20 protein-coding genes are annotated in these 18,324 nt (G+C 41.8%); 19 read left to right on the forward strand and 1 reads right to left on the reverse strand.

Annotation, left to right across the window (positions count from 1 at the left end; all coding sequences use genetic code 11):
* The first annotated feature begins 7 nt into the window (after nucleotides 1–7).
* Genes hprK through HNQ85_RS07870 form a run of 5 tightly spaced genes read left to right on the forward strand, consistent with a single transcriptional unit; the run spans nucleotide 8 to nucleotide 3,883 of the window.
* A complete protein-coding gene (gene hprK / locus HNQ85_RS07850) occupies nucleotides 8–943 on the forward strand; it encodes an HPr(Ser) kinase/phosphatase (RefSeq protein ID WP_181537189.1) in 936 nt (311 codons plus the stop codon).
* 12 nt (nucleotides 944–955) lie between these two features.
* Nucleotides 956–1,765 carry a prolipoprotein diacylglyceryl transferase gene (lgt, locus tag HNQ85_RS07855; RefSeq protein ID WP_181537190.1) on the forward strand — a complete coding sequence of 270 codons (810 nt, stop codon included), beginning with the start codon at nucleotides 956–958 and terminating at the stop codon, nucleotides 1,763–1,765.
* A gap of 18 nt (nucleotides 1,766–1,783) precedes the next feature.
* Entirely contained in the window at nucleotides 1,784–2,722 is a 939-nt protein-coding gene (locus tag HNQ85_RS07860) for a nucleoside recognition domain-containing protein (protein WP_181537191.1), read from the forward strand.
* Nucleotides 2,719–3,360, forward strand: coding sequence for a pyrophosphatase PpaX (gene ppaX / locus HNQ85_RS07865; RefSeq protein WP_181537192.1), 642 nt, complete (start codon nucleotides 2,719–2,721; stop codon nucleotides 3,358–3,360). The genes HNQ85_RS07860 and ppaX overlap by 4 nt, the downstream gene beginning before the upstream one ends.
* A 4-nt stretch (nucleotides 3,361–3,364) precedes the next feature.
* Nucleotides 3,365–3,883, forward strand: a complete 519-nt coding sequence (locus HNQ85_RS07870) for a DapH/DapD/GlmU-related protein (RefSeq protein ID WP_181537193.1) — start codon at nucleotides 3,365–3,367, stop codon at nucleotides 3,881–3,883.
* Between the two features lie 440 nt (nucleotides 3,884–4,323).
* Here HNQ85_RS07870 and HNQ85_RS07875 read toward each other — a convergent pair whose 3' ends face one another.
* Nucleotides 4,324–4,695 (reverse strand): winged helix-turn-helix transcriptional regulator, encoded by a 372-nt coding sequence (locus HNQ85_RS07875; protein ID WP_181537194.1) that lies wholly within the window; start codon nucleotides 4,693–4,695, stop codon nucleotides 4,324–4,326.
* Nucleotides 4,696–4,897: 202 nt separating this feature from the next.
* Between HNQ85_RS07875 and HNQ85_RS07880 the strand changes: the two genes are divergently transcribed.
* From HNQ85_RS07880 to HNQ85_RS07945, 14 genes are all read left to right on the forward strand, one after another.
* Nucleotides 4,898–6,115 (forward strand): MFS transporter, encoded by a 1,218-nt coding sequence (locus HNQ85_RS07880; protein WP_181537195.1) that lies wholly within the window; start codon nucleotides 4,898–4,900, stop codon nucleotides 6,113–6,115.
* A gap of 393 nt (nucleotides 6,116–6,508) precedes the next feature.
* Nucleotides 6,509–7,687: an ATP phosphoribosyltransferase regulatory subunit gene (locus HNQ85_RS07885; protein ID WP_246326816.1), complete on the forward strand. Its 1,179-nt coding sequence runs from the start codon at nucleotides 6,509–6,511 to the stop codon at nucleotides 7,685–7,687.
* Nucleotides 7,688–7,690: 3 nt separating this feature from the next.
* Nucleotides 7,691–8,314 (forward strand): ATP phosphoribosyltransferase, encoded by a 624-nt coding sequence (gene hisG / locus HNQ85_RS07890; RefSeq protein ID WP_181537196.1) that lies wholly within the window; start codon nucleotides 7,691–7,693, stop codon nucleotides 8,312–8,314.
* A 15-nt stretch (nucleotides 8,315–8,329) separates the two neighbouring features.
* Nucleotides 8,330–9,598, forward strand: a complete 1,269-nt coding sequence (hisD, locus tag HNQ85_RS07895; protein WP_181537197.1) for a histidinol dehydrogenase — start codon at nucleotides 8,330–8,332, stop codon at nucleotides 9,596–9,598.
* A gap of 15 nt (nucleotides 9,599–9,613) precedes the next feature.
* Nucleotides 9,614–10,201, forward strand: a complete 588-nt coding sequence (hisB, locus tag HNQ85_RS07900; RefSeq protein WP_181537198.1) for an imidazoleglycerol-phosphate dehydratase HisB — start codon at nucleotides 9,614–9,616, stop codon at nucleotides 10,199–10,201.
* Nucleotides 10,202–10,837 carry an imidazole glycerol phosphate synthase subunit HisH gene (gene hisH / locus HNQ85_RS07905; protein WP_181537199.1) on the forward strand — a complete coding sequence of 212 codons (636 nt, stop codon included), beginning with the start codon at nucleotides 10,202–10,204 and terminating at the stop codon, nucleotides 10,835–10,837. It abuts the gene before it with no gap.
* Nucleotides 10,837–11,574 (forward strand): 1-(5-phosphoribosyl)-5-[(5-phosphoribosylamino)methylideneamino]imidazole-4-carboxamide isomerase, encoded by a 738-nt coding sequence (gene hisA / locus HNQ85_RS07910; protein ID WP_181537200.1) that lies wholly within the window; start codon nucleotides 10,837–10,839, stop codon nucleotides 11,572–11,574. Before hisH ends, hisA begins: the two co-directional genes overlap by 1 nt.
* The gene (gene hisF / locus HNQ85_RS07915; protein WP_181537201.1) at nucleotides 11,571–12,329 is read left to right on the forward strand and encodes an imidazole glycerol phosphate synthase subunit HisF; all 759 of its coding nucleotides are present in this window, start codon (nucleotides 11,571–11,573) and stop codon (nucleotides 12,327–12,329) included. The genes hisA and hisF overlap by 4 nt, the downstream gene beginning before the upstream one ends.
* Entirely contained in the window at nucleotides 12,326–12,961 is a 636-nt protein-coding gene (gene hisIE / locus HNQ85_RS07920) for a bifunctional phosphoribosyl-AMP cyclohydrolase/phosphoribosyl-ATP diphosphatase HisIE (protein WP_181537202.1), read from the forward strand. Before hisF ends, hisIE begins: the two co-directional genes overlap by 4 nt.
* A 191-nt stretch (nucleotides 12,962–13,152) precedes the next feature.
* The gene (locus tag HNQ85_RS07925) at nucleotides 13,153–14,640 is read left to right on the forward strand and encodes a tetratricopeptide repeat protein (protein WP_181537203.1); all 1,488 of its coding nucleotides are present in this window, start codon (nucleotides 13,153–13,155) and stop codon (nucleotides 14,638–14,640) included.
* A 94-nt stretch (nucleotides 14,641–14,734) separates the two neighbouring features.
* Complete coding sequence (gene trxB, locus HNQ85_RS07930) at nucleotides 14,735–15,682, forward strand: thioredoxin-disulfide reductase (protein ID WP_181537204.1); 948 nt, start codon at nucleotides 14,735–14,737, stop codon at nucleotides 15,680–15,682.
* Between the two features lie 257 nt (nucleotides 15,683–15,939).
* Nucleotides 15,940–16,398, forward strand: coding sequence for an NUDIX hydrolase (locus tag HNQ85_RS07935; RefSeq protein WP_181537205.1), 459 nt, complete (start codon nucleotides 15,940–15,942; stop codon nucleotides 16,396–16,398).
* A 26-nt stretch (nucleotides 16,399–16,424) separates the two neighbouring features.
* Nucleotides 16,425–17,318, forward strand: a complete 894-nt coding sequence (gene rapZ / locus HNQ85_RS07940) for an RNase adapter RapZ (protein WP_181537206.1) — start codon at nucleotides 16,425–16,427, stop codon at nucleotides 17,316–17,318.
* The gene (locus HNQ85_RS07945; RefSeq protein WP_181537207.1) at nucleotides 17,315–18,274 is read left to right on the forward strand and encodes a gluconeogenesis factor YvcK family protein; all 960 of its coding nucleotides are present in this window, start codon (nucleotides 17,315–17,317) and stop codon (nucleotides 18,272–18,274) included. Before rapZ ends, HNQ85_RS07945 begins: the two co-directional genes overlap by 4 nt.
* Nucleotides 18,275–18,324: the final 50 nt, after the last annotated feature.

An 18,324-nucleotide genomic window follows, 5' to 3' on the forward strand; every position in this document is an offset into this window, starting at 1 on the left:
ATTAGAAGTGCCAAAGGTACGTACGAAAGATTTGATTGAAAAGTTTAATTTAGAGCTTGTGAGCGGTGAGGAAGGGATTAACCGTCCGATTACGACGAGCGATATATCACGTCCAGGAATTGAGATGGCTGGTTATTTTACATATTATCCGGCAGAGCGTATTCAGCTTTTAGGGAAAACCGAATTATCTTTTTTTGAAAAATTAAGCCCAGAAGACAAAAAAGTGAGAATGGAAAAGCTTTGTACTGACATTACACCAGGAATTATCGTTTCTCGAGGTTTAGAAGTACCCGCGGAGCTTATTGAGGCTTCTGAGCGTAATTCTGTGCCAGTGATGCGTTCGAATATGAAAACGACGCGTTTATCCAGCCGCCTGACAAACTATTTAGAAAGCAAATTGGCCCCAACAACGGCTGTGCATGGGGTGTTAGTCGATGTCTATGGTGTTGGTGTATTAATTACCGGAAAAAGTGGCGTTGGGAAAAGTGAGACTGCGCTTGAGCTTGTGAAGCGCGGCCACCGTTTAGTAGCCGATGACTGCGTGGAAATTCGCCAAGAGGATCAAGACATACTTGTTGGCAGTGCCCCGGAGTTAATTGAGCATCTGTTGGAGATTCGCGGTCTAGGTATTATTAACGTAATGACGTTATTTGGTGCAGGAGCCGTTCGGCCTCATAAACGTATTTCTCTCGTGATTGATTTAGAATTATGGGATCCGAAAAAGCAATATGATCGCCTAGGTCTTGAAGAGGAAAAAGTGAAAATTATCGATACGGAATTAACGAAGTTAACGATTCCGGTAAGACCAGGACGAAACCTTGCTGTCATTATTGAAGTAGCAGCGATGAACTTTCGTTTAAAACGAATGGGGATGAATGCTGCGGAAGAGTTTTCTGCCCGCCTGACAGATGCCATTGAAGATAGCGAGCATGATTACGAATAAGGAGTTGACGATATGTTAGCAAATATCCAGCCGTTGGACCGTGTCTTTTTAGAGCTGGGTCCAATTACAATTTATTGGTATGGAGTCATCATTGGCACAGGTGTTTTGCTCGGTTTGTTTCTAGCGATGCGAGAATCCGAACGGCGCGGTCTTCCTAAAGAAACATTTGTCGATCTCGTTTTATTGGCGGTACCGATAGCCATTTTATGTGCCCGCGCGTACTATGTCATTTTTCAGTGGGATTATTATTCTAAGCATCCCGCTGAAATTCCGCAAATTTGGCAAGGTGGGTTAGCGATTCACGGCGGTTTAATCGGTGCGATTATCACTGGAATTGTCTTTGCAAGGGTGCGTAAGCTTTCATTTTGGAAGCTCGCTGATATCGCTGCGCCAAGCATTATTTTAGGTCAAGCGATTGGTCGCTGGGGAAATTTTATGAACCAAGAAGCTCATGGTGGTCCGGTCACGCGCGAGTTTCTCGAAAGTTTGCGTTTGCCGGAATTTATTATTAACCAAATGTATATTAACGGAACGTATTATCACCCGACTTTTTTATACGAGTCTCTTTGGAATGTAACAGGCTTTCTTATGTTGCTTTTACTGCGAAAAATGAACTTGCGCCGCGGGGAGCTGTTTCTCAGCTATATCATTTGGTATTCCATCGGCCGCTTTTTCATCGAAGGGATGAGAACGGACAGCTTAATGTTGACAGATACGTTGAGAATGGCGCAATTTATTTCAATCGTCCTTATTATAGCATCTATTGGCATTTGGATATTTAGAAGAACAAAAGGGTTGGCGAAGGAACGATATCTTGATTAATCAAAGGGGAGAAACAAATTGATTGATACTTTCAAAAGGGGTTTGTTTGTCGGGATTAAAACAACATGGACACTCGGAAAAGTGATTTTTCCCATTACTGTGATCGTAACTGTTTTACAGCATACACCCATTCTTAATTGGATGATTCATTTTATCACGCCGTTTATGAAATGGCTTGGTTTATCTGGGGATGCAGCCATTCCATTAGTGCTTGGAAACTTCTTGAGTTTATATGCTGGAATTGGCGCGATTTTAACGCTCGATTTAACGGTAAAAGAAGTATTCATTTTAGCGATTATGCTTTCGTTTTCTCATAATTTGCTCGTTGAATCGAGTGTGGCAGCGAAAGTCGGTGTAAGCGTAGCGATGATGGTGGCGGTTCGCGTTGGATTAGCCATTGTTTCTGCGTTTTTCATTAATATCTTTTGGCAAGGCGGAAATGAAATCGCGCAATATGGTCTTGTATCGACAACAGCGGAACAGCTGACGAGTTGGGGAGCTATTTTCCTTTCCGGGGTTGAAAAAGCATTGCTCGGCATTGGGCAATTAGCCATGATTGTTATTCCGTTAATGATAGGTATTCAAATTTTAAAAGATTTAAAATGGCTTGATCAATTTTCACGTTGGATGTCACCTGTAACAAGATCGCTTGGCATGAAAGAAAACACATCGATGACGCTTGCAGCCGGGCTTTTATTTGGGCTTGCCTACGGTGCCGGAGTGATGATTCAAGCGGTCAAAGAAGATCATGTTTCTAAGAAAGATTTAACGCTAGCGTTTATTTTTCTAGTCGCCTGCCATGCGGTTGTGGAAGACACTTTATTGTTTGTGCCGCTTGGCATTCCTGTTTGGCCATTATTAGTCACTCGCTTAGTGGCGGCCATTCTTTTAACGATGTCGGTCGGATTCATTTGGAGTAGAATGCAGAAAACGGAGAGAAAGGAAGCAGCGCTATGAACATGAACACCATTTTATTTGACTTGGATGGAACGTTAATCGATACAAATGAGCTCATCATTCAGTCGTTTTTGCATACGTTGGAAAAATATTATCCTAATCAATACAAACGTGAAGATGTGCTGCCATTCATTGGGCCGCCTCTGTATGATACGTTTGTAGCAATCGACCCAGAGCGGGTTCACGAGATGATTGACACGTATCGCGTGTTTAATCATGCCCAGCACGATGCACTTGTAAAAGAGTATGAAACGGTGTATGAGACGGTAGAGACGCTTCATGACAAAGGGTTTAAATTAGGAATCGTCACAACGAAAGTGCGTCCCACTGTTTTAATGGGACTTAAGCTGACAAAACTTGACCGCTTCTTTCAATGCATTGTCTCACTCGATGATGTCGAAAGAGCAAAGCCGGATCCAGAACCGATTTTTAAGGCGCTATCCATATTACAGTCATCACCGCAAGAAACAATCATGGTCGGCGACAATTACCATGACATTTTAGCGGGGAAAAATGCCGGAACAAAAACGGCTGCAGTAGCGTGGTCGATTAAAGGGCGCAAGTATTTAGAGAAATATGAACCGGATTTTATGCTCGAAAAAATGAGTGATTTGCTAGAAATTGTAGGAGTGAAATAAAACGGTGAGACGAACGACAAAATATCCGGTATCGGGAACCAATTCGCTTTGGCAAATTTATAAAACCGTTTCGTTTTGGAAAGTCGTCAAAAATTTTATCATCATTCAAATCGCCCGTTATACGCCACTTTTGCCGGTCAAAAACTGGTTGTACCGCACGTTTTTAAAAATGGAAATCGGCGAAAATACGGCGTTTGCTTTAATGGTTATGCCGGATATCATGTTTCCTGAGAAAATTAAGGTCGGACGCAATTCGATTATTGGCTACAATACGACGCTTCTTGCTCATGAATATTTAATTGACGAATATCGTCTCGGTGATGTAGTCATTGGCGATGAAGTAATGATCGGTGCCAATTCAACGGTGCTGCCAGGAGTGGTGATCGGTGATCGCGCGGTTGTGGCTGCAGGCACGGTCGTTCATAAAGACGTTCCTCCCGGAGCTTTTGTCGGCGGCAATCCGATGCGAATTATTTATACAAAGGAAGAGATGGAGCAGCGAAAAATACACCTTCAACAATGATGATAGAGATCTAAAAATCCTTAACAAAAATAAAAGGAGGCACATATTAGTCATGTTTAATATGTGTCTTCCTTTTTCTTACTCAATGTAGTGCAATGCTTTAGAATGTTTCTATATCATTACTTACAATTTTTTAATTTCAAGCCCATCTTCAACGTTACTACCCGTTAGCTACTCATGCGGCATTTTGTGGCACCACAGAAATGCTTTTCTTCTATGAGAGACATCCATGCCGCATAATTGCAATACCATCAGAAGGATGAAAATATTCATTTTCAGGATAGTAAAATGAAACGAAACAACTTTTTATCACTCAACACTTGTAGATTGACTAACAACACCACTCCAGTGCACTGGAGTGGTGTTGTTGGTTTTTATGTTCTTGATAAGCAAAAAGTCTAGATAATAGGATTTAAAGAGTTCTATCTATGCAATGCATGTTATTTCAGATTATCATTTAAAACGCTCTTCTCTAAGACGGAAAATTTATCACCATATACTTTGGTAATATGTTGCTCTCCCCATGCACATAAAGAGTCTAAAATATCTTTTAAACTCCATCCATATTCACTAAGCTCATATTCCACTTTGGGAGGAACTTGGTTATAAACAATACGATTAATGATTCCATCTTCTTCTAATTCACGTAATTGTTGAGTTAACATTTTTTGTGTAATGCCTGGCATAAGACGTTTCAACTCACTTGTACGTTTTTTACCGTGTGTTAGATGGCAAAGGATGACACATTTCCACTTTCCTCCTATGACTTCTAATGTTGCCTCAACAGGAATATTGTACTTCTTTTTCTGCATATTATACCTCCTAATCGATAGGTACTAAAAAGTATCTATATTACTTTTGAGTATCTATATTACTTAAAAGTACGTACTTTCCTTTGTGATTTATATATAACATAATAACATTTGCCGGCCGGTTTTCACCATACTCTTTTATTTATTTGTTTGTTTGCAGAGATTGAAAAACATAACTGGACAATGATTAGGAGGAGAAAAAATGAGTTTAGATAAAAAACGAAGTACATTGGCATTGTTAGCATTAGCCGTGAGTGCATTTGCCATTGGGACAACAGAATTTATTAGTGTAGGACTACTGCCGCTGATCTCCCAAGATTTACATGTTTCTGTCTCAACTGCCGGGTTAACCGTTTCCTTATATGCTTTAGGGGTAACATTTGGAGCTCCTATTCTAACCTCTTTAACATCTCATATGTCACGCAAAGTTTTATTACTTTGGATTATGATTATTTTTATTGTTGGTAATAGCATTGCGGCTAGTGCTACTAGTATTGGTGTTTTGTTAGTTGCTCGTGTGCTTTCCGCTTTTTCACATGGTGTATTTATGTCAATTGGATCGACGATCGCAGCAAGTTTAGTGCCAGAAAATCGCAGAGCTAGTGCAATTTCTATTATGTTTTCAGGACTCACTGTAGCAACTGTTACTGGTGTACCTTTTGGCACATTCATTGGCCAGCAATTCGGTTGGAGACTGGCTTTTATATTTATTGTTGCTGTTGGTATTGTTGCTCTCATTGCAAACAGTATTCTCGTTCCATCTGATTTGCAAAAAGGGGCTCGTACTACATTTGGCGATCAGTTCAAACTCGTGACAAATGGCCGTTTATTACTGTTATTTATCATTACAGCCTTAGGATATGGGGGGACATTTGTTGTCTTTACGTATTTATCCCCACTTCTTCAAGATATCACGGGATTTAGTGAGAAAACGGTTGCGGTTATTCTGCTTGTCTATGGAGTGGCCATTGCGATTGGCAACGTAATCGGTGGAAAGCTATCGAATAAAAATCCAATTGGCGCGTTATTTTATATGTTTATTGTGCAAGCCATTGTGCTCTGTATCTTAACATTCACGGCTCCATTTAAAGTAGCTGCATTAATTACCATCATCTTAATGGGATTGTTGGCTTTTATGAATGTTCCAGGACTGCAAGTATATGTCGTGATGCTGGCTGAACGTTTTGTACCGGGGGCAGTAGACGTAGCTTCTGCGATTAATATTGCAGCATTTAATGCTGGAATCGCTATCGGCTCCTACTTGGGTGGTATGATTACCGATTCGATTGGACTTATTCATACACCATGGATAGGGGGAGTAATGGTTTTTGGAGCTGTGCTACTCACAGGCTGGAGTCTAGCCCTAGAACGAAAGGATCAAAAAGTGCAGAAGGTGCAGTCGGAATTTATCAAAATCTAAAATTCTTCAAAATAAAAAGGTAAGCACATATTTCAGGTCGAATATATGTGCTTACCTTTTATTTTTTATTTAACTTTAGCTACCCGTTATCCAACCATGAAGCGAGCTTCACTACAGATAGTGGAAGAAATTTTATTCTTCCATGCAAGTGAAAGAATGAGGTGTATTTTCATTCTCTTATATCAAAAACTTCGTGTGAATCCTTTTTAAAAGACGAATAGAGGACATCGATTGAGTTGCGTTTTTTCTTTGTAGCCGATGTTTCGTATTTTTCGTACAATTTTGTAAAAGTTTATAGTTGACGCATTTGGCGATGAGGAGTAAACTACAAATAACTTCACTTCTCTACCATATTAGCAAACTAAAGCGTTTAGGGATAAAGGACGTGTGAACATGTCAAAATTATTTATGTTCGAAAAACCGTTAGGAATGCGGGATACGTTGCCTCTTCTATATGAAGTGAAAAAGCGAATCCGTCATGCAATGACAAATGAAATTGAAAAATGGGGCTACCAATTCATTGAAACGCCGACATTGGAATATTACGAAACCGTCGGCGCTGCTTCAGCCATCCTTGACCAACAATTGTTTAAGCTGTTGGATCAACAAGGGCACACGCTTGTATTGCGTCCCGATATGACAGCACCGATTGCCCGTTTGGCAGCATCAAGGCTGTATGAGGATGGGAATCCCCTTCGTCTTGCCTATAACGCAAACGTGTTTCGCGCACAGCAGCGAGAAGGTGGCAGACCGGCAGAATTTGAACAAATCGGTGTGGAATGTATCGGTGATGGAACGATTGCCGCTGATGCGGAAGTCATCAGCTTAATGATTGCTGCTTTAGAGCAGGCGGGGTTAAAGCGGTTTACGGTAGCGATTGGTCATATCGGTTATGTGAACGCACTGTTTTTGGATGTTTTAGGTAATGAGGAACGCGCGAATGTATTGCGCCGCTTTTTATATGAAAAAAATTATGTCGGTTATCGTGAGCATGTCAAATCTTTGCCTCTTTCTTCCATCGACAAACAGCGGTTATTAAAGCTTCTTGAGTTGCGTGGTGATGAAACGACAATCATTGAGGCGCGAGAGCAAATCGACACAGAAGCAGGCGCAAAAGCGATTGTTGAGCTGGAGCAGCTTTGCGAACATCTTCGTCTATATGGGGTCATTGACTGCATCAAAATTGATTTAAATCTCATTAGCCATATGAATTATTACACAGGTATTTTGTTTGAAGTGTATGCAGAGAATGTCGGTTTTCCGCTTGGAAACGGCGGGAGATATGACGAGCTGCTTGCGAAGTTTGAGCGGAAAGCACCGGCAACCGGGTTTGGCATTCGTGTTGACCGCTTAATTGAAGCGCTCGGCGAGCCAGGAGAAGAAAAAAACATTCATTGCATTATTTTTAGTCAGGAGCGGTTTTCCGAAGCGGTTCAACTGGCAAATGAGCGACGGAGAAAAGGCGAAAGAGTAGTATTGCAGCATATTTCAGGAATCAACGATATTGATGCGTGCACAAAGCAATATAGTGATATCACCTATTTGATTGGCAGTGCTGGAAAGGATGAATAAGACATGATTACAATTGCGATGCCGAAAGGACGGATTTTCGAAGAAGCAGTGGAGCTGCTGCGGAAAGCGGAATACCGGCTTCCGCCTGAATTTGAAGAGTCGCGCAAACTTATTATTGATGTTCCCGAAGAAGAGATGCGTTTTATTTTGGCAAAACCGATGGACGTTGTCACATATGTGGAGCATGGAGTGGCTGATTTAGGCATTGCCGGAAAGGATGTTATGCTTGAGGAAGAACGCGATGTGTACGAAATCCTTGATTTAAAAATTAGCAAATGCCATTTGGCGGTAGCTGGATTGCCAAATGGAAAAGTGAACGGAGTTGCGCCAAGGGTAGCAACGAAATATCCAAATGTTGCTTCAAGTTATTTTCGTGAGCAGGGCGAGCAAGTCGAAATTATTAAACTGAACGGTTCGATTGAGTTAGCGCCGCTGATTGGTTTAGCAGATCGCATTGTCGATATTGTTTCAACGGGAAGAACGTTGAAGGAAAACGGGTTAGTCGAGTTGGAGCGAATTGCAGAAATTACATCGAGATTGATTGTTAACCCGGTCAGCTATCGTATGAAAGACACAAAAATTGATGAGATGATGGAGCGTTTATCGCGTGTAATTGGCGACGAATAAAAAGGAGTGCGGCATATGAAAATTGAACGGGTAGCAAACACAGTTTCATTAAAACGATCGCTTGAAACCGGCACAGAAGAGCAGCGACAACAAGTGCTTGCCATTATAGACGATGTGAAACGAAACGGCGATCAGGCATTGAAAGAATATACGAAGAGATTTGACGGTGTTTCTCTCGATTCGTTACAAGTGTCCGAAGCAGAAATTGCTCAAGCCTACGAGAAAATCGATGATGAAATCGTTCAAGTGATTCGCGAAGCGGCAGACAACATTCGTGATTATCATGAGCGACAAAAACGCGAGTCATGGATGACGATGAAAGAAGATGGAACCATTCTTGGGCAAAAGGTAACTCCGCTTGATGCGGTTGGCTTGTATGTTCCAGGGGGGACGGCTGCTTACCCTTCTTCCGTACTGATGAATGTCATTCCAGCGCAAGTAGCGGGCGTGAAGCGCATTGTCATTGTTTCACCGCCGAACGAGCAAGGTACACTGCCGGCAGGGGTGCTTGTGGCTGCGAATGAGCTGGGCGTGAAGGAAATTTATAAGGTAGGAGGCGCCCAGGCGATTGCTGCGCTTGCTTATGGAACGGAAACGATTCAACCGGTTGATAAAATTTTCGGTCCGGGGAACATTTACGTGGCATTAGCGAAGCGAGAAGTATTCGGGCAAGTGGCAATCGATATGATTGCCGGGCCGAGCGAAATCGTTGTTCTTGCTGACGAAACGGCAAAGGCAAATGAAGTGGCAGCGGATCTTTTATCACAGGCGGAGCATGATGAGCGCGCGTCAAGCATTCTTGTCACACCTTCGATGAAACTGGCATTGGAAGTGGCTCGTGAAATCGAACGGCAACTCGAAGTATTACCTCGTAAGGAGATTGCCAAGGCATCGCTTGAACAATACGGAGCGATTTATGTTACCGATACATTAGAAGAAGCAATAGATGCGGTCAATGAGTTGGCTCCTGAACATTTAGAGATTATGACAGCAGAGCCGATGAATCTTATTGGACAAATTCGTCATGCGGGTGCGATTTTCTTAGGCCGATTCAGCTCTGAGCCTGTCGGCGATTATTTTGCGGGAACGAACCATGTGTTGCCGACGAACGGGACGGCGCGTTTTTCCAGTGGGTTAAGCGTTGATGAATTCGTGAAAAAATCGAGCGTCATTTTATACAGCGAACAGGCCTTGAAGGAAAATTATCAAAAAATTGCTGCGCTGGCACGATTAGAAGGGCTGGAGGCTCACGCGCGCGCAGTAGAGGAACGTTTCAAAAAATAAGGGGGATAAGCAAAAATGGTAAGGCAAGCGGTCATTTCACGCACCACAAACGAAACGGACATTCAACTTGAGTTTACGATTGACGGCGAAGGAAAAGCGGAGTTAGAAACAGGCGTACCGTTTTTAACCCACATGCTTGATTTATTTACAAAGCACGGGCAATTTAATTTAAAAGTAAACGCAAAAGGCGATATCGAAGTTGATGACCATCATACAACAGAGGACATTGGCATTTGTTTAGGGCAAGCACTGCGTGAATCTCTCGGTGATAAAAAGGGAATTAAACGTTATGGCAATGCGTTTGTTCCAATGGATGAGGCGCTCGCGCAAGTCGTTGTCGATTTAAGCAACCGTCCTCATTTTGAATTTCGTGGCGAGTTTCCAAGCCAAAAAGTAGGAACGTTTGATGTCGAATTAGTTCACGAATTTTTATGGAAATTGGCGCTCGAAGCGCGGATGAATTTGCATGTAATTGTTCATTATGGCCGCAACACGCACCATATGATTGAAGCGGTATTTAAGGCATTGGGGCGTGCGCTCGATGAGGCAACAATGATTGATCCGCGCGTTCAAGGAGTTCCATCGACGAAAGGAATGTTATAAATGATCGGCATTATCGACTACGGAATGGGGAATTTGTACAGTGTCAGCAAGGCGTTAGAACGTTTAAACTATGAATATTTCATTTCTGATAACTTTGAAAAGCTAAAGGAATCAAAAGGCTTGATTTTACCTGGTGTCGGTTCGTTTAAAGATGCAATGCATATTTTACATGAAACAGGTTTGGCAGACTTTATTCGTACGGCTGTGAAAGAAGGAAAGCCACTATTAGGCATATGCCTTGGCATGCAGCTTTTGTTTGAGGAAAGTGAAGAAAACGGCTTAACAAAAGGACTTGGATTGTTAAAGGGACGGGTTGTTCGTTTTCCTGGAGTAACCTCAAGCGGTGAAACATACAAAGTGCCGCATATGGGCTGGAATCGTCTTATTTTTCGCCAGTCTTCTCCGCTTTTAAAAAATGTAGAAGAAGGACATGTGTATTTTGTTCATTCTTATTATGTAAATACGGATGATCAAGAAGTGGTGTTAGCAAGCAGCTCTTATGATGTGGACGTTCCGGCTGTTGTCGGTAAAGGTCAAGTATTTGGCACGCAATTCCATCCAGAAAAAAGCAGCGATATCGGTATGAACATTTTACGAAACTATGCGAACATTGTGGAAGGAACGGTGAATGGGTGATGGCGACATTTACGATTTATCCGGCGATTGATATGCGCGGCGGCAAATGCGTCCGGCTTCTTCAAGGGGATTATAATAAGGAAACGGTTTATGGAGATTCACCGTTTGATATGGCGAAGATGTTTACAGAACAAGGAGCCGAATGGATTCATATGGTTGACCTTGACGGCGCGAAAGAAGGAAAACGTGTCAATGACCGTTTCGTACTGGAAGTAGCAAAACATTTAAACGTAAAAGTACAAATTGGTGGAGGCATTCGCACGGCAGAAGATGTTGCCTATTATTTGGGAAATGGTGTGGACCGTGTGATTTTAGGAAGTGCGGCTATTTCAAATCCACCGTTTGTCAAAGATATGCTCGCTCAATACGGTTCGCAAATTGCGATTGGCATTGATGCAAAAGATGGATTTGTGGCGACGGAAGGATGGTTAAACACTTCAACAATCAAAGCCACAGAGCTAGGTAAAGAGTTAGCGGCAGCGGGTGCAGAAACGTTCGTTTTTACAGATATCGCCACTGATGGGATGCTTTCTGGACCGAATGTGCAGGCAGTTGCCGAAATGGCAAGAGTGACAGGGAAAAACGTCATTGCTTCAGGAGGAGTCAGCTCTCTTGCTGATTTAAAAGCATTAAAGGAATTTGCCAAAGACGGAGTCGTTGGTGCAATTGTCGGCAAAGCATTATATACGAAGCAATTTACAGTTGCTGAGGCATTGGAAGAGGTGGCCGGTGAATGATTACAAAGCGCATTATTCCTTGTTTGGACGTAAAAGATGGTCGTGTTGTGAAAGGCGTGCAGTTTGTGCAATTGCGCGATGCCGGTGACCCTGTGGAACTTGCGAAATTTTATGATGCCGAGGGAGCGGACGAACTTGTCTTTTTAGATATTTCCGCCTCTCATGAAGGTCGGAAAACAATGATAGAGGTTGTTGAAAAGGTAGCAGCACAGTTGGCGATTCCTTTTACGGTCGGCGGCGGAATTCACTCATTAGATGATATGAAAAAGATTTTGCGAGCTGGAGCGGATAAAGTTTCCTTAAATACGGCAGCTGTTAAAAATCCGCAGCTTATTAATGAAGGAGCAGACTTTTTCGGGTCGCAATGTATCGTGGTCGCCATTGATGCAAAATATGATGAAGAACTCGGTTCTTGGCGCGTCTATACGCATGGTGGCCGTAATGCTACGGATTGGGAAGTCGTAGAATGGGCGAAGGAAGTCGTTCGGCGCGGTGCAGGGGAAATTTTATTAACAAGTATGGACTGTGATGGGGCGAAAAACGGTTTTGATTTATCGTTAACAAGAAAGGTGAGTGAAGCGGTTTCTGTTCCTGTGATTGCTTCAGGAGGTGCAGGAAAAGCGGAGCATTTTGTCGAAGCGTTCCTTGAAGGAAAAGCAGATGCAGCTTTGGCCGCATCGATTTTCCATTATAAAGAAACGTCTGTGAAAGAAGTAAAGGCGTATTTGAAAGAGAGAGGAGTAAATGTACGATGAATCTCCCAGATATTCGATTTGATGAAAAAGGGCTTGTTCCCGCTATTGTTCAAGATGCACAAAGCAAAGAAGTGTTAACGCTTGCCTACATGAACAAGGAATCGCTGGAAAAATCGTTAGAAACAGGGGAGACATGGTTTTACAGCCGCTCGCGCCAGGAGCTCTGGCATAAAGGAGCAACATCAGGCAATACGCAGCGCATCGTTGACATACGTTATGACTGTGACAAAGATGCTCTTCTCGTTCTTGTCGAGCCTGCTGGACCTGCTTGCCATACAGGAAGTTATTCTTGTTTTGCCAAACGAATCAATGAACAGCCGACGACCCTATTAAACGACCGCTTTGCTATTATCAATCAGCTTGAACAAATCATCGCTGAGCGTGAAGCAGAACGACCAGAAGGAGCATATACAACCTATTTATTTGAAAAAGGTCTTGATAAAATTTTGAAGAAAGTCGGCGAAGAAGCAGCGGAGGTAATCATTGCCGCTAAAAATCGAAGTCATGATGAGTTAAAATGGGAAGTAGCAGACTTGCTTTATCATTTGCTCGTCTTATTGCGCGAACAAAAATTGGCTCTTGATGATATTCTCCAAGTATTAACCGAACGTCATTTGAAAAAACAAAAATAAGCGGTTGATCCTAAAGAAAAGTGTCAGGCCCACAACATAATATATAAGCATTAAGTAAATGAGCTATATATTGTGTAATGGGCGTGAAATCAGACACTGATGGGTCAGCCCTTTTTTTATTTTAACTATTGTTCTTGATAAGAATGTGCTATACTTCTTTTCGGTAAATTTCACGGAAATTGGAGGATTCAATGCGAAAACATTTGAAGACAAAAAAATGGCGAACAGGACAAGTGATTCCGTTTGTGCAAAACGGAGAGTATTATTTTAAAAAAGGATTAGCCGCCTATCGTCGGCGTGATTTATATAGAGCAAAAAAATATTTAGAGCGGGCAGTTCATTTGAGTCCGAATGAACCAATGTTCTTATGCGAATTGGCAGTTGTGCTATCTGATTTGGGAGAATATCAAGCAGCAAATCAATTGTTTTTAATGATTGTAAATGAATTGGATCCAGAAATGACAGAATGTTTCTATTTTATTGCGAACAACTATGCTCATCTTGGTTTGTTCCGCGAAGCGATGAAATATGCGGAAATGTATATCGAGTGTGAACCGGATGGTAACTTCGTGGAAGAGACAGAAGATTTGCTGGAGCTGTTAAGCATTGAAAACGAAGACGGACACATGCTGGATAACCAAGACGATTTGATTGTGAAGCAAGAGCGGGCACGTAATTTGCTGGAAAAAGGACAATTCACGGAAGCGATTCAACTGCTTGAGACCATTATTCAAGATTATCCACAATTTTGGTCGGCCTACAATAATTTAGCGCTATGTTATTTTTACATTGGGAATGTTAAAAAGGCACAGCATATGATTGCAGAAGTTTTAAGGCAAAATCCGGGGAACTTGCATGCGCTCTGTAATATGCTTGTCTTTTATTATTATTTGCATGAAGAACAAGAAGTTCATCGTCTTATAAGGAAACTGGAGTCCGTATATCCGTTTTTAATTGAGCATCGCTACAAGTTAGGTGCAACATTTGCGCTTGTTGGGCGCTTTGACCTTGCCTTCAAGTGGCTGTATAACTTATATAAAATGGGATTCGATGGCGATGGAGCTTTCTATTACTGGCTTTCTTATGCTGCGTATTATAGAGGATATAAACAATTTGCCGAAACCATGTGGAAAAAAGTCATTCATTTAAGTCCAGAAAAACAAGGACAAGAGCCATGGTCTTCTGCTTCTTCCGCAAAACCGCAAGAAATGGTGCGGATTCAACAGTGGCTAAATAGTGAGAACACGTCAGAAATTTTATACGGATTATATTTAGTCGGAAAATCTTTCTATAAGGATGAATTGATTAAACAAACTTCTTTTCAGCAGCATTTACATTCCAATTCGTTCATTCAGTCGTTTGCGAATTATATTGTTTCTCCAACATCGGGCATCGTCTCTCCCAATGTTGCGGATAGTTTTTCCATTGTTGATGAGCTTTGGAAAAACAACGATGTTTCCGATGAGAGAATGTGTATTGCATGGTTTTATATTTTTGGAAAAGCTGCCGAATTCGAGTACGATTTTTCAAATCACTCCGCTTGGGCGGCAGCGACGGAATATGTATGGGGCAAGAAAAATGGGGAAAACACCACACAGCAGTCCATAGCGGAAAAATACGGAATTTCCATATCAACCGTGAAAAGATATGTAAAAATGGTAAAGAGTCTATTACGTTGAGCAAATTAATAGACGTTTGTCAATGAGTTATATACGATAGAGCTAAGGAAAATAATAAACAAAAGATAGTTGGACTTTAAAGGAGTGGAAAATGGTGTCTGAAGAAAAAATTTACGATGTCATTATTGTAGGAGCAGGTCCGGCCGGAATGACAGCAGCTGTTTATACATCCCGCGCGAATTTATCGACGTTAATGATTGAGCGCGGCATTCCGGGCGGACAAATGGCGAATACGGAGGATGTTGAAAACTATCCAGGATATGAGCATATTTTAGGCCCTGAACTTTCGACAAAAATGTTTGAACATGCGAAAAAATTTGGTGCGGAATATGCTTATGGAGAAGTGAAAGAAATTATCGATGGTGAGGAATATAAAACGATTGTTACTGGCAATAAACAATATAAAGCTCGTGCCGTCATCATCGCAACAGGTGCGGAGTATAAAAAACTAGGCGTGCCTGGCGAGAATGAGTTGGGCGGACGCGGTGTCTCTTATTGTGCTGTATGCGACGGTGCGTTTTTCAAAGGAAAAGACCTAGTCGTTGTCGGTGGCGGCGACTCTGCTGTAGAAGAAGGAGTATATTTGACTCGTTTTGCGAATAAAGTAACGATCGTTCATCGCCGCGATGAGCTGCGCGCGCAAAAAATCCTGCAAGATCGTGCTTTTGCGAACGAGAAAATCGATTTTATTTGGAGTCATACAGTAAAACAAATTCATGCAAAAGATGGAAAGGTCGGTAGCGTGACGCTTGTAAGCACAAAAACAGGAGAGGAACGAGAATTCCCTTGCGATGGCGTATTCATCTATATCGGTATGGTTCCTCTTACAAAACCGTTTGAAAAGCTTGGAATTACGAATGAAAATGGCTATATTGAGACAAATGAGCGTATGGAAACCAAAATTCCTGGCATTTTTGCCGCAGGAGACGTGCGCGAAAAATCATTACGTCAAATCGTTACAGCTACAGGAGATGGCAGTATCGCTGCACAGAGCGCTCAGCATTATGTAGAGGAATTAAAAGAGAAGTTAAATATTAAATAAATTCATTAAAACGTAATATACCTTTAATTTCGCTGTAACATAGGTGAAATAATTTTGCGATATGCTAAAGTTAGTAATTGACCCCCTTTAATATAGATTTCAAATAACGCACGGGTATAGTTTCCCGTGCTTCTTTTTTATGGATAATCCTGTAAAAAATATATTATAATTTTGCTAAACTCTCCTCTACATGTTCATTGTCACAAATAGTATAATGATAAAAACGAGAGTGTTATGCATATATTGAGGTGAACGAATTGCAACGGGTGACAAATTGCGTATTAGTAAAAGATGGGAAAGTATTGCTTTTACAAAAGCCGAGCCGTGGATGGTGGGTTGCTCCTGGCGGGAAGATGGAGCAGGGAGAATCCATTCGGGAGTCTTGCATTCGTGAATATCGTGAAGAAACGGGAATATACTTAAAAAATCCCGAGTTAAAAGGAATCTTTACCATTCTTATCAAAAAGAATGAACAAATCATTTCTGAATGGATGATGTTCACGTTTTTTGCGAATCAATTTGATGGAGAGAATGTAGAGACTTCTGAAGAAGGAAAATTAGAGTGGCATCCGCTTGAAACGATTAGCCAACTCCCAATGGCGCCGGGGGATTATCATATTTTAGACTATGTGATTAAAGGTTCTGGCATTATTTACGGCACTTTTACTTATACGGAAAACTTTGAACTCCTATCGTATCGCTTAGATCCAAGCTGAACATAGATGTAGAGGAGGGGCGGTTTATGAGCGCAGGTTCAGCCAACAATATTCAATTGGTGATTATTACAGGGATGTCAGGAGCTGGTAAGACGGTCGCGATTCAAAGCTTTGAAGATTTAGGCTTTTTTTGCGTCGATAATTTACCACCAACATTGCTACCGAAATTTCTTGAGTTAATGGAAGAATCAGGGGATAAAATAAACAAAGTGGCTCTCGTTATGGATTTGCGCAGTCGTGACTTTTTCGATCGCTTATTTACAGCATTAGATGAGCTGGCAGAAAAATCATGGGTGACACCGCAAATTCTGTATCTTGATGCGAATGATGCGACACTTGTCAGCCGATATAAAGAGACTCGACGTGCTCATCCATTGGCACCTAATGGTTTGCCGCTTGAAGGGATTCGACTTGAGCGTGAGCTGTTAGAAGAATTAAAGGGAAGAGCACAAATTATTTATGATACGTCTAATTTAAAGCCGAGAGAGTTACGCGAGAAAATTTTGCAGCAATTTTCCTCCAATGCCCAGCCGACTTTTACGGTTAACGTGGTTTCATTCGGTTTTAAATACGGAATTCCCATTGATGCGGACTTAGTATTTGATGTTCGCTTCCTGCCAAATCCACATTATATTGAACATATGAGACCGAAAACAGGGCTTGACGAAGAAGTATCTTCCTATGTGTTAAAGTGGAGCGAAACACAAAAATTTATTGAAAAAGTCATTGATTTACTCACATTTATGTTGCCGCATTATAAGAGAGAAGGAAAAAGCCAACTCGTTATCGCAATCGGTTGCACAGGTGGGCAGCATCGCTCCGTGACGTTAGCTGAATACATTGCTAACCATTTTTCGAAAGACTATAAAACACATGTTTCTCACCGCGATATTGAGAGGAGAAAGGAAAAACATAAATGAGAACGAGTAAACATCCTAAGATCGTCATCATTGGCGGCGGTACGGGGTTGCCAGTATTATTACGCGGGTTGAAGCAATACCCCATCGATATTACAGCCATCGTAACAGTGGCAGATGATGGGGGAAGCTCTGGCAGGCTGCGCGCTGAATTGGATATTCCGCCTCCTGGAGATATTCGCAATGTGCTGGCTGCTCTGTCTGATGTAGAGCCGCTCGTTGAAGAGTTATTTCAGCACCGCTTCCAAAACGGGAACGGGCTATCAGGACATTCGCTTGGAAATTTAATTTTAGCTGCCATGACTTCCATTACTGGCGATTTTGTGAATGCCATTCGTGAAATGAGCAAAGTGTTAAACGTACGAGGGAAAGTGTTGCCGGCAGCGAACCGAAGCGTCGTCCTTCATGCGGAAATGGAAGACGGAACGATTGTTTCAGGGGAATCGAAAATCCCTTACTCGGGTAAAAAAATCAAAAAAGTATTTTTAACACCGGAACATATTGAACCACTTCCTGAAACAATCGAGGAAATTCGTTCCGCTGACTTGATTGTCGTTGGACCAGGAAGCTTATATACCAGTATTTTGCCCAACCTTTTAGTACCGAAAATCGGTGAAGAAGTGTGCAAGGCGAAAGCGAAAAAAATTTATATATGCAATGTCATGACCCAAGCAGGAGAGACATTAAATTATACTGCGAGCGATCATGTGAAAGCGCTATACGATCATATGAAATGCTCATTCCTTGACATCATTCTTGTCAATGATGGTAATATTCCTGAGGAGATTCAAAAACGTTATGCAGAAGAGCTGGCAGAGCCGGTTAAGTATGACATCGAAAATTTAAAACAATTGGGATTGTCGATTATTTGTGATAGCATCATTAGTTACGAAGACCATGTGATTCGTCACGACACCCAGAAAGTAGCAGCATTGCTTGTTTCTCTTTTGCCTTGTTAATGCGCCTTCCGAATATATTCAATCCTTTTAGAAGCACCTCCTTCCTTTTC

This window comes from [Anoxybacillus] calidus, assembly GCF_013760845.1.
GTDB classification, from domain to species: Bacteria; Bacillota; Bacilli; order Bacillales; family Anoxybacillaceae; genus Paranoxybacillus; species Paranoxybacillus calidus.

Bases quoted from the DNA above. Each gene is read 5' to 3' on its own strand.
- HNQ85_RS07875 (WP_181537194.1), bottom strand. From the start codon at position 4,695: ATGCAGAAAAAGAAGTACAATATTCCTGTTGAGGCAACATTAGAAGTC.
- hisF (WP_181537201.1), top strand. From the start codon at position 11,571: ATGATTACAAAGCGCATTATTCCTTGTTTGGACGTAAAAGATGGTCGT.
- HNQ85_RS07925 (WP_181537203.1), top strand. From the start codon at position 13,153: ATGCGAAAACATTTGAAGACAAAAAAATGGCGAACAGGACAAGTGATT.
- ppaX (WP_181537192.1), top strand. From the start codon at position 2,719: ATGAACATGAACACCATTTTATTTGACTTGGATGGAACGTTAATCGAT.
- hisA (WP_181537200.1), top strand. From the start codon at position 10,837: ATGGCGACATTTACGATTTATCCGGCGATTGATATGCGCGGCGGCAAA.
- HNQ85_RS07945 (WP_181537207.1), top strand. From the start codon at position 17,315: ATGAGAACGAGTAAACATCCTAAGATCGTCATCATTGGCGGCGGTACG.
- lgt (WP_181537190.1), top strand. From the start codon at position 956: ATGTTAGCAAATATCCAGCCGTTGGACCGTGTCTTTTTAGAGCTGGGT.
- hisB (WP_181537198.1), top strand. From the start codon at position 9,614: ATGGTAAGGCAAGCGGTCATTTCACGCACCACAAACGAAACGGACATT.
- hisIE (WP_181537202.1), top strand. From the start codon at position 12,326: ATGAATCTCCCAGATATTCGATTTGATGAAAAAGGGCTTGTTCCCGCT.
- HNQ85_RS07880 (WP_181537195.1), top strand. From the start codon at position 4,898: ATGAGTTTAGATAAAAAACGAAGTACATTGGCATTGTTAGCATTAGCC.
- hisG (WP_181537196.1), top strand. From the start codon at position 7,691: ATGATTACAATTGCGATGCCGAAAGGACGGATTTTCGAAGAAGCAGTG.
- hisD (WP_181537197.1), top strand. From the start codon at position 8,330: ATGAAAATTGAACGGGTAGCAAACACAGTTTCATTAAAACGATCGCTT.
- rapZ (WP_181537206.1), top strand. From the start codon at position 16,425: ATGAGCGCAGGTTCAGCCAACAATATTCAATTGGTGATTATTACAGGG.
- hisH (WP_181537199.1), top strand. From the start codon at position 10,202: ATGATCGGCATTATCGACTACGGAATGGGGAATTTGTACAGTGTCAGC.
- HNQ85_RS07885 (WP_246326816.1), top strand. From the start codon at position 6,509: ATGTCAAAATTATTTATGTTCGAAAAACCGTTAGGAATGCGGGATACG.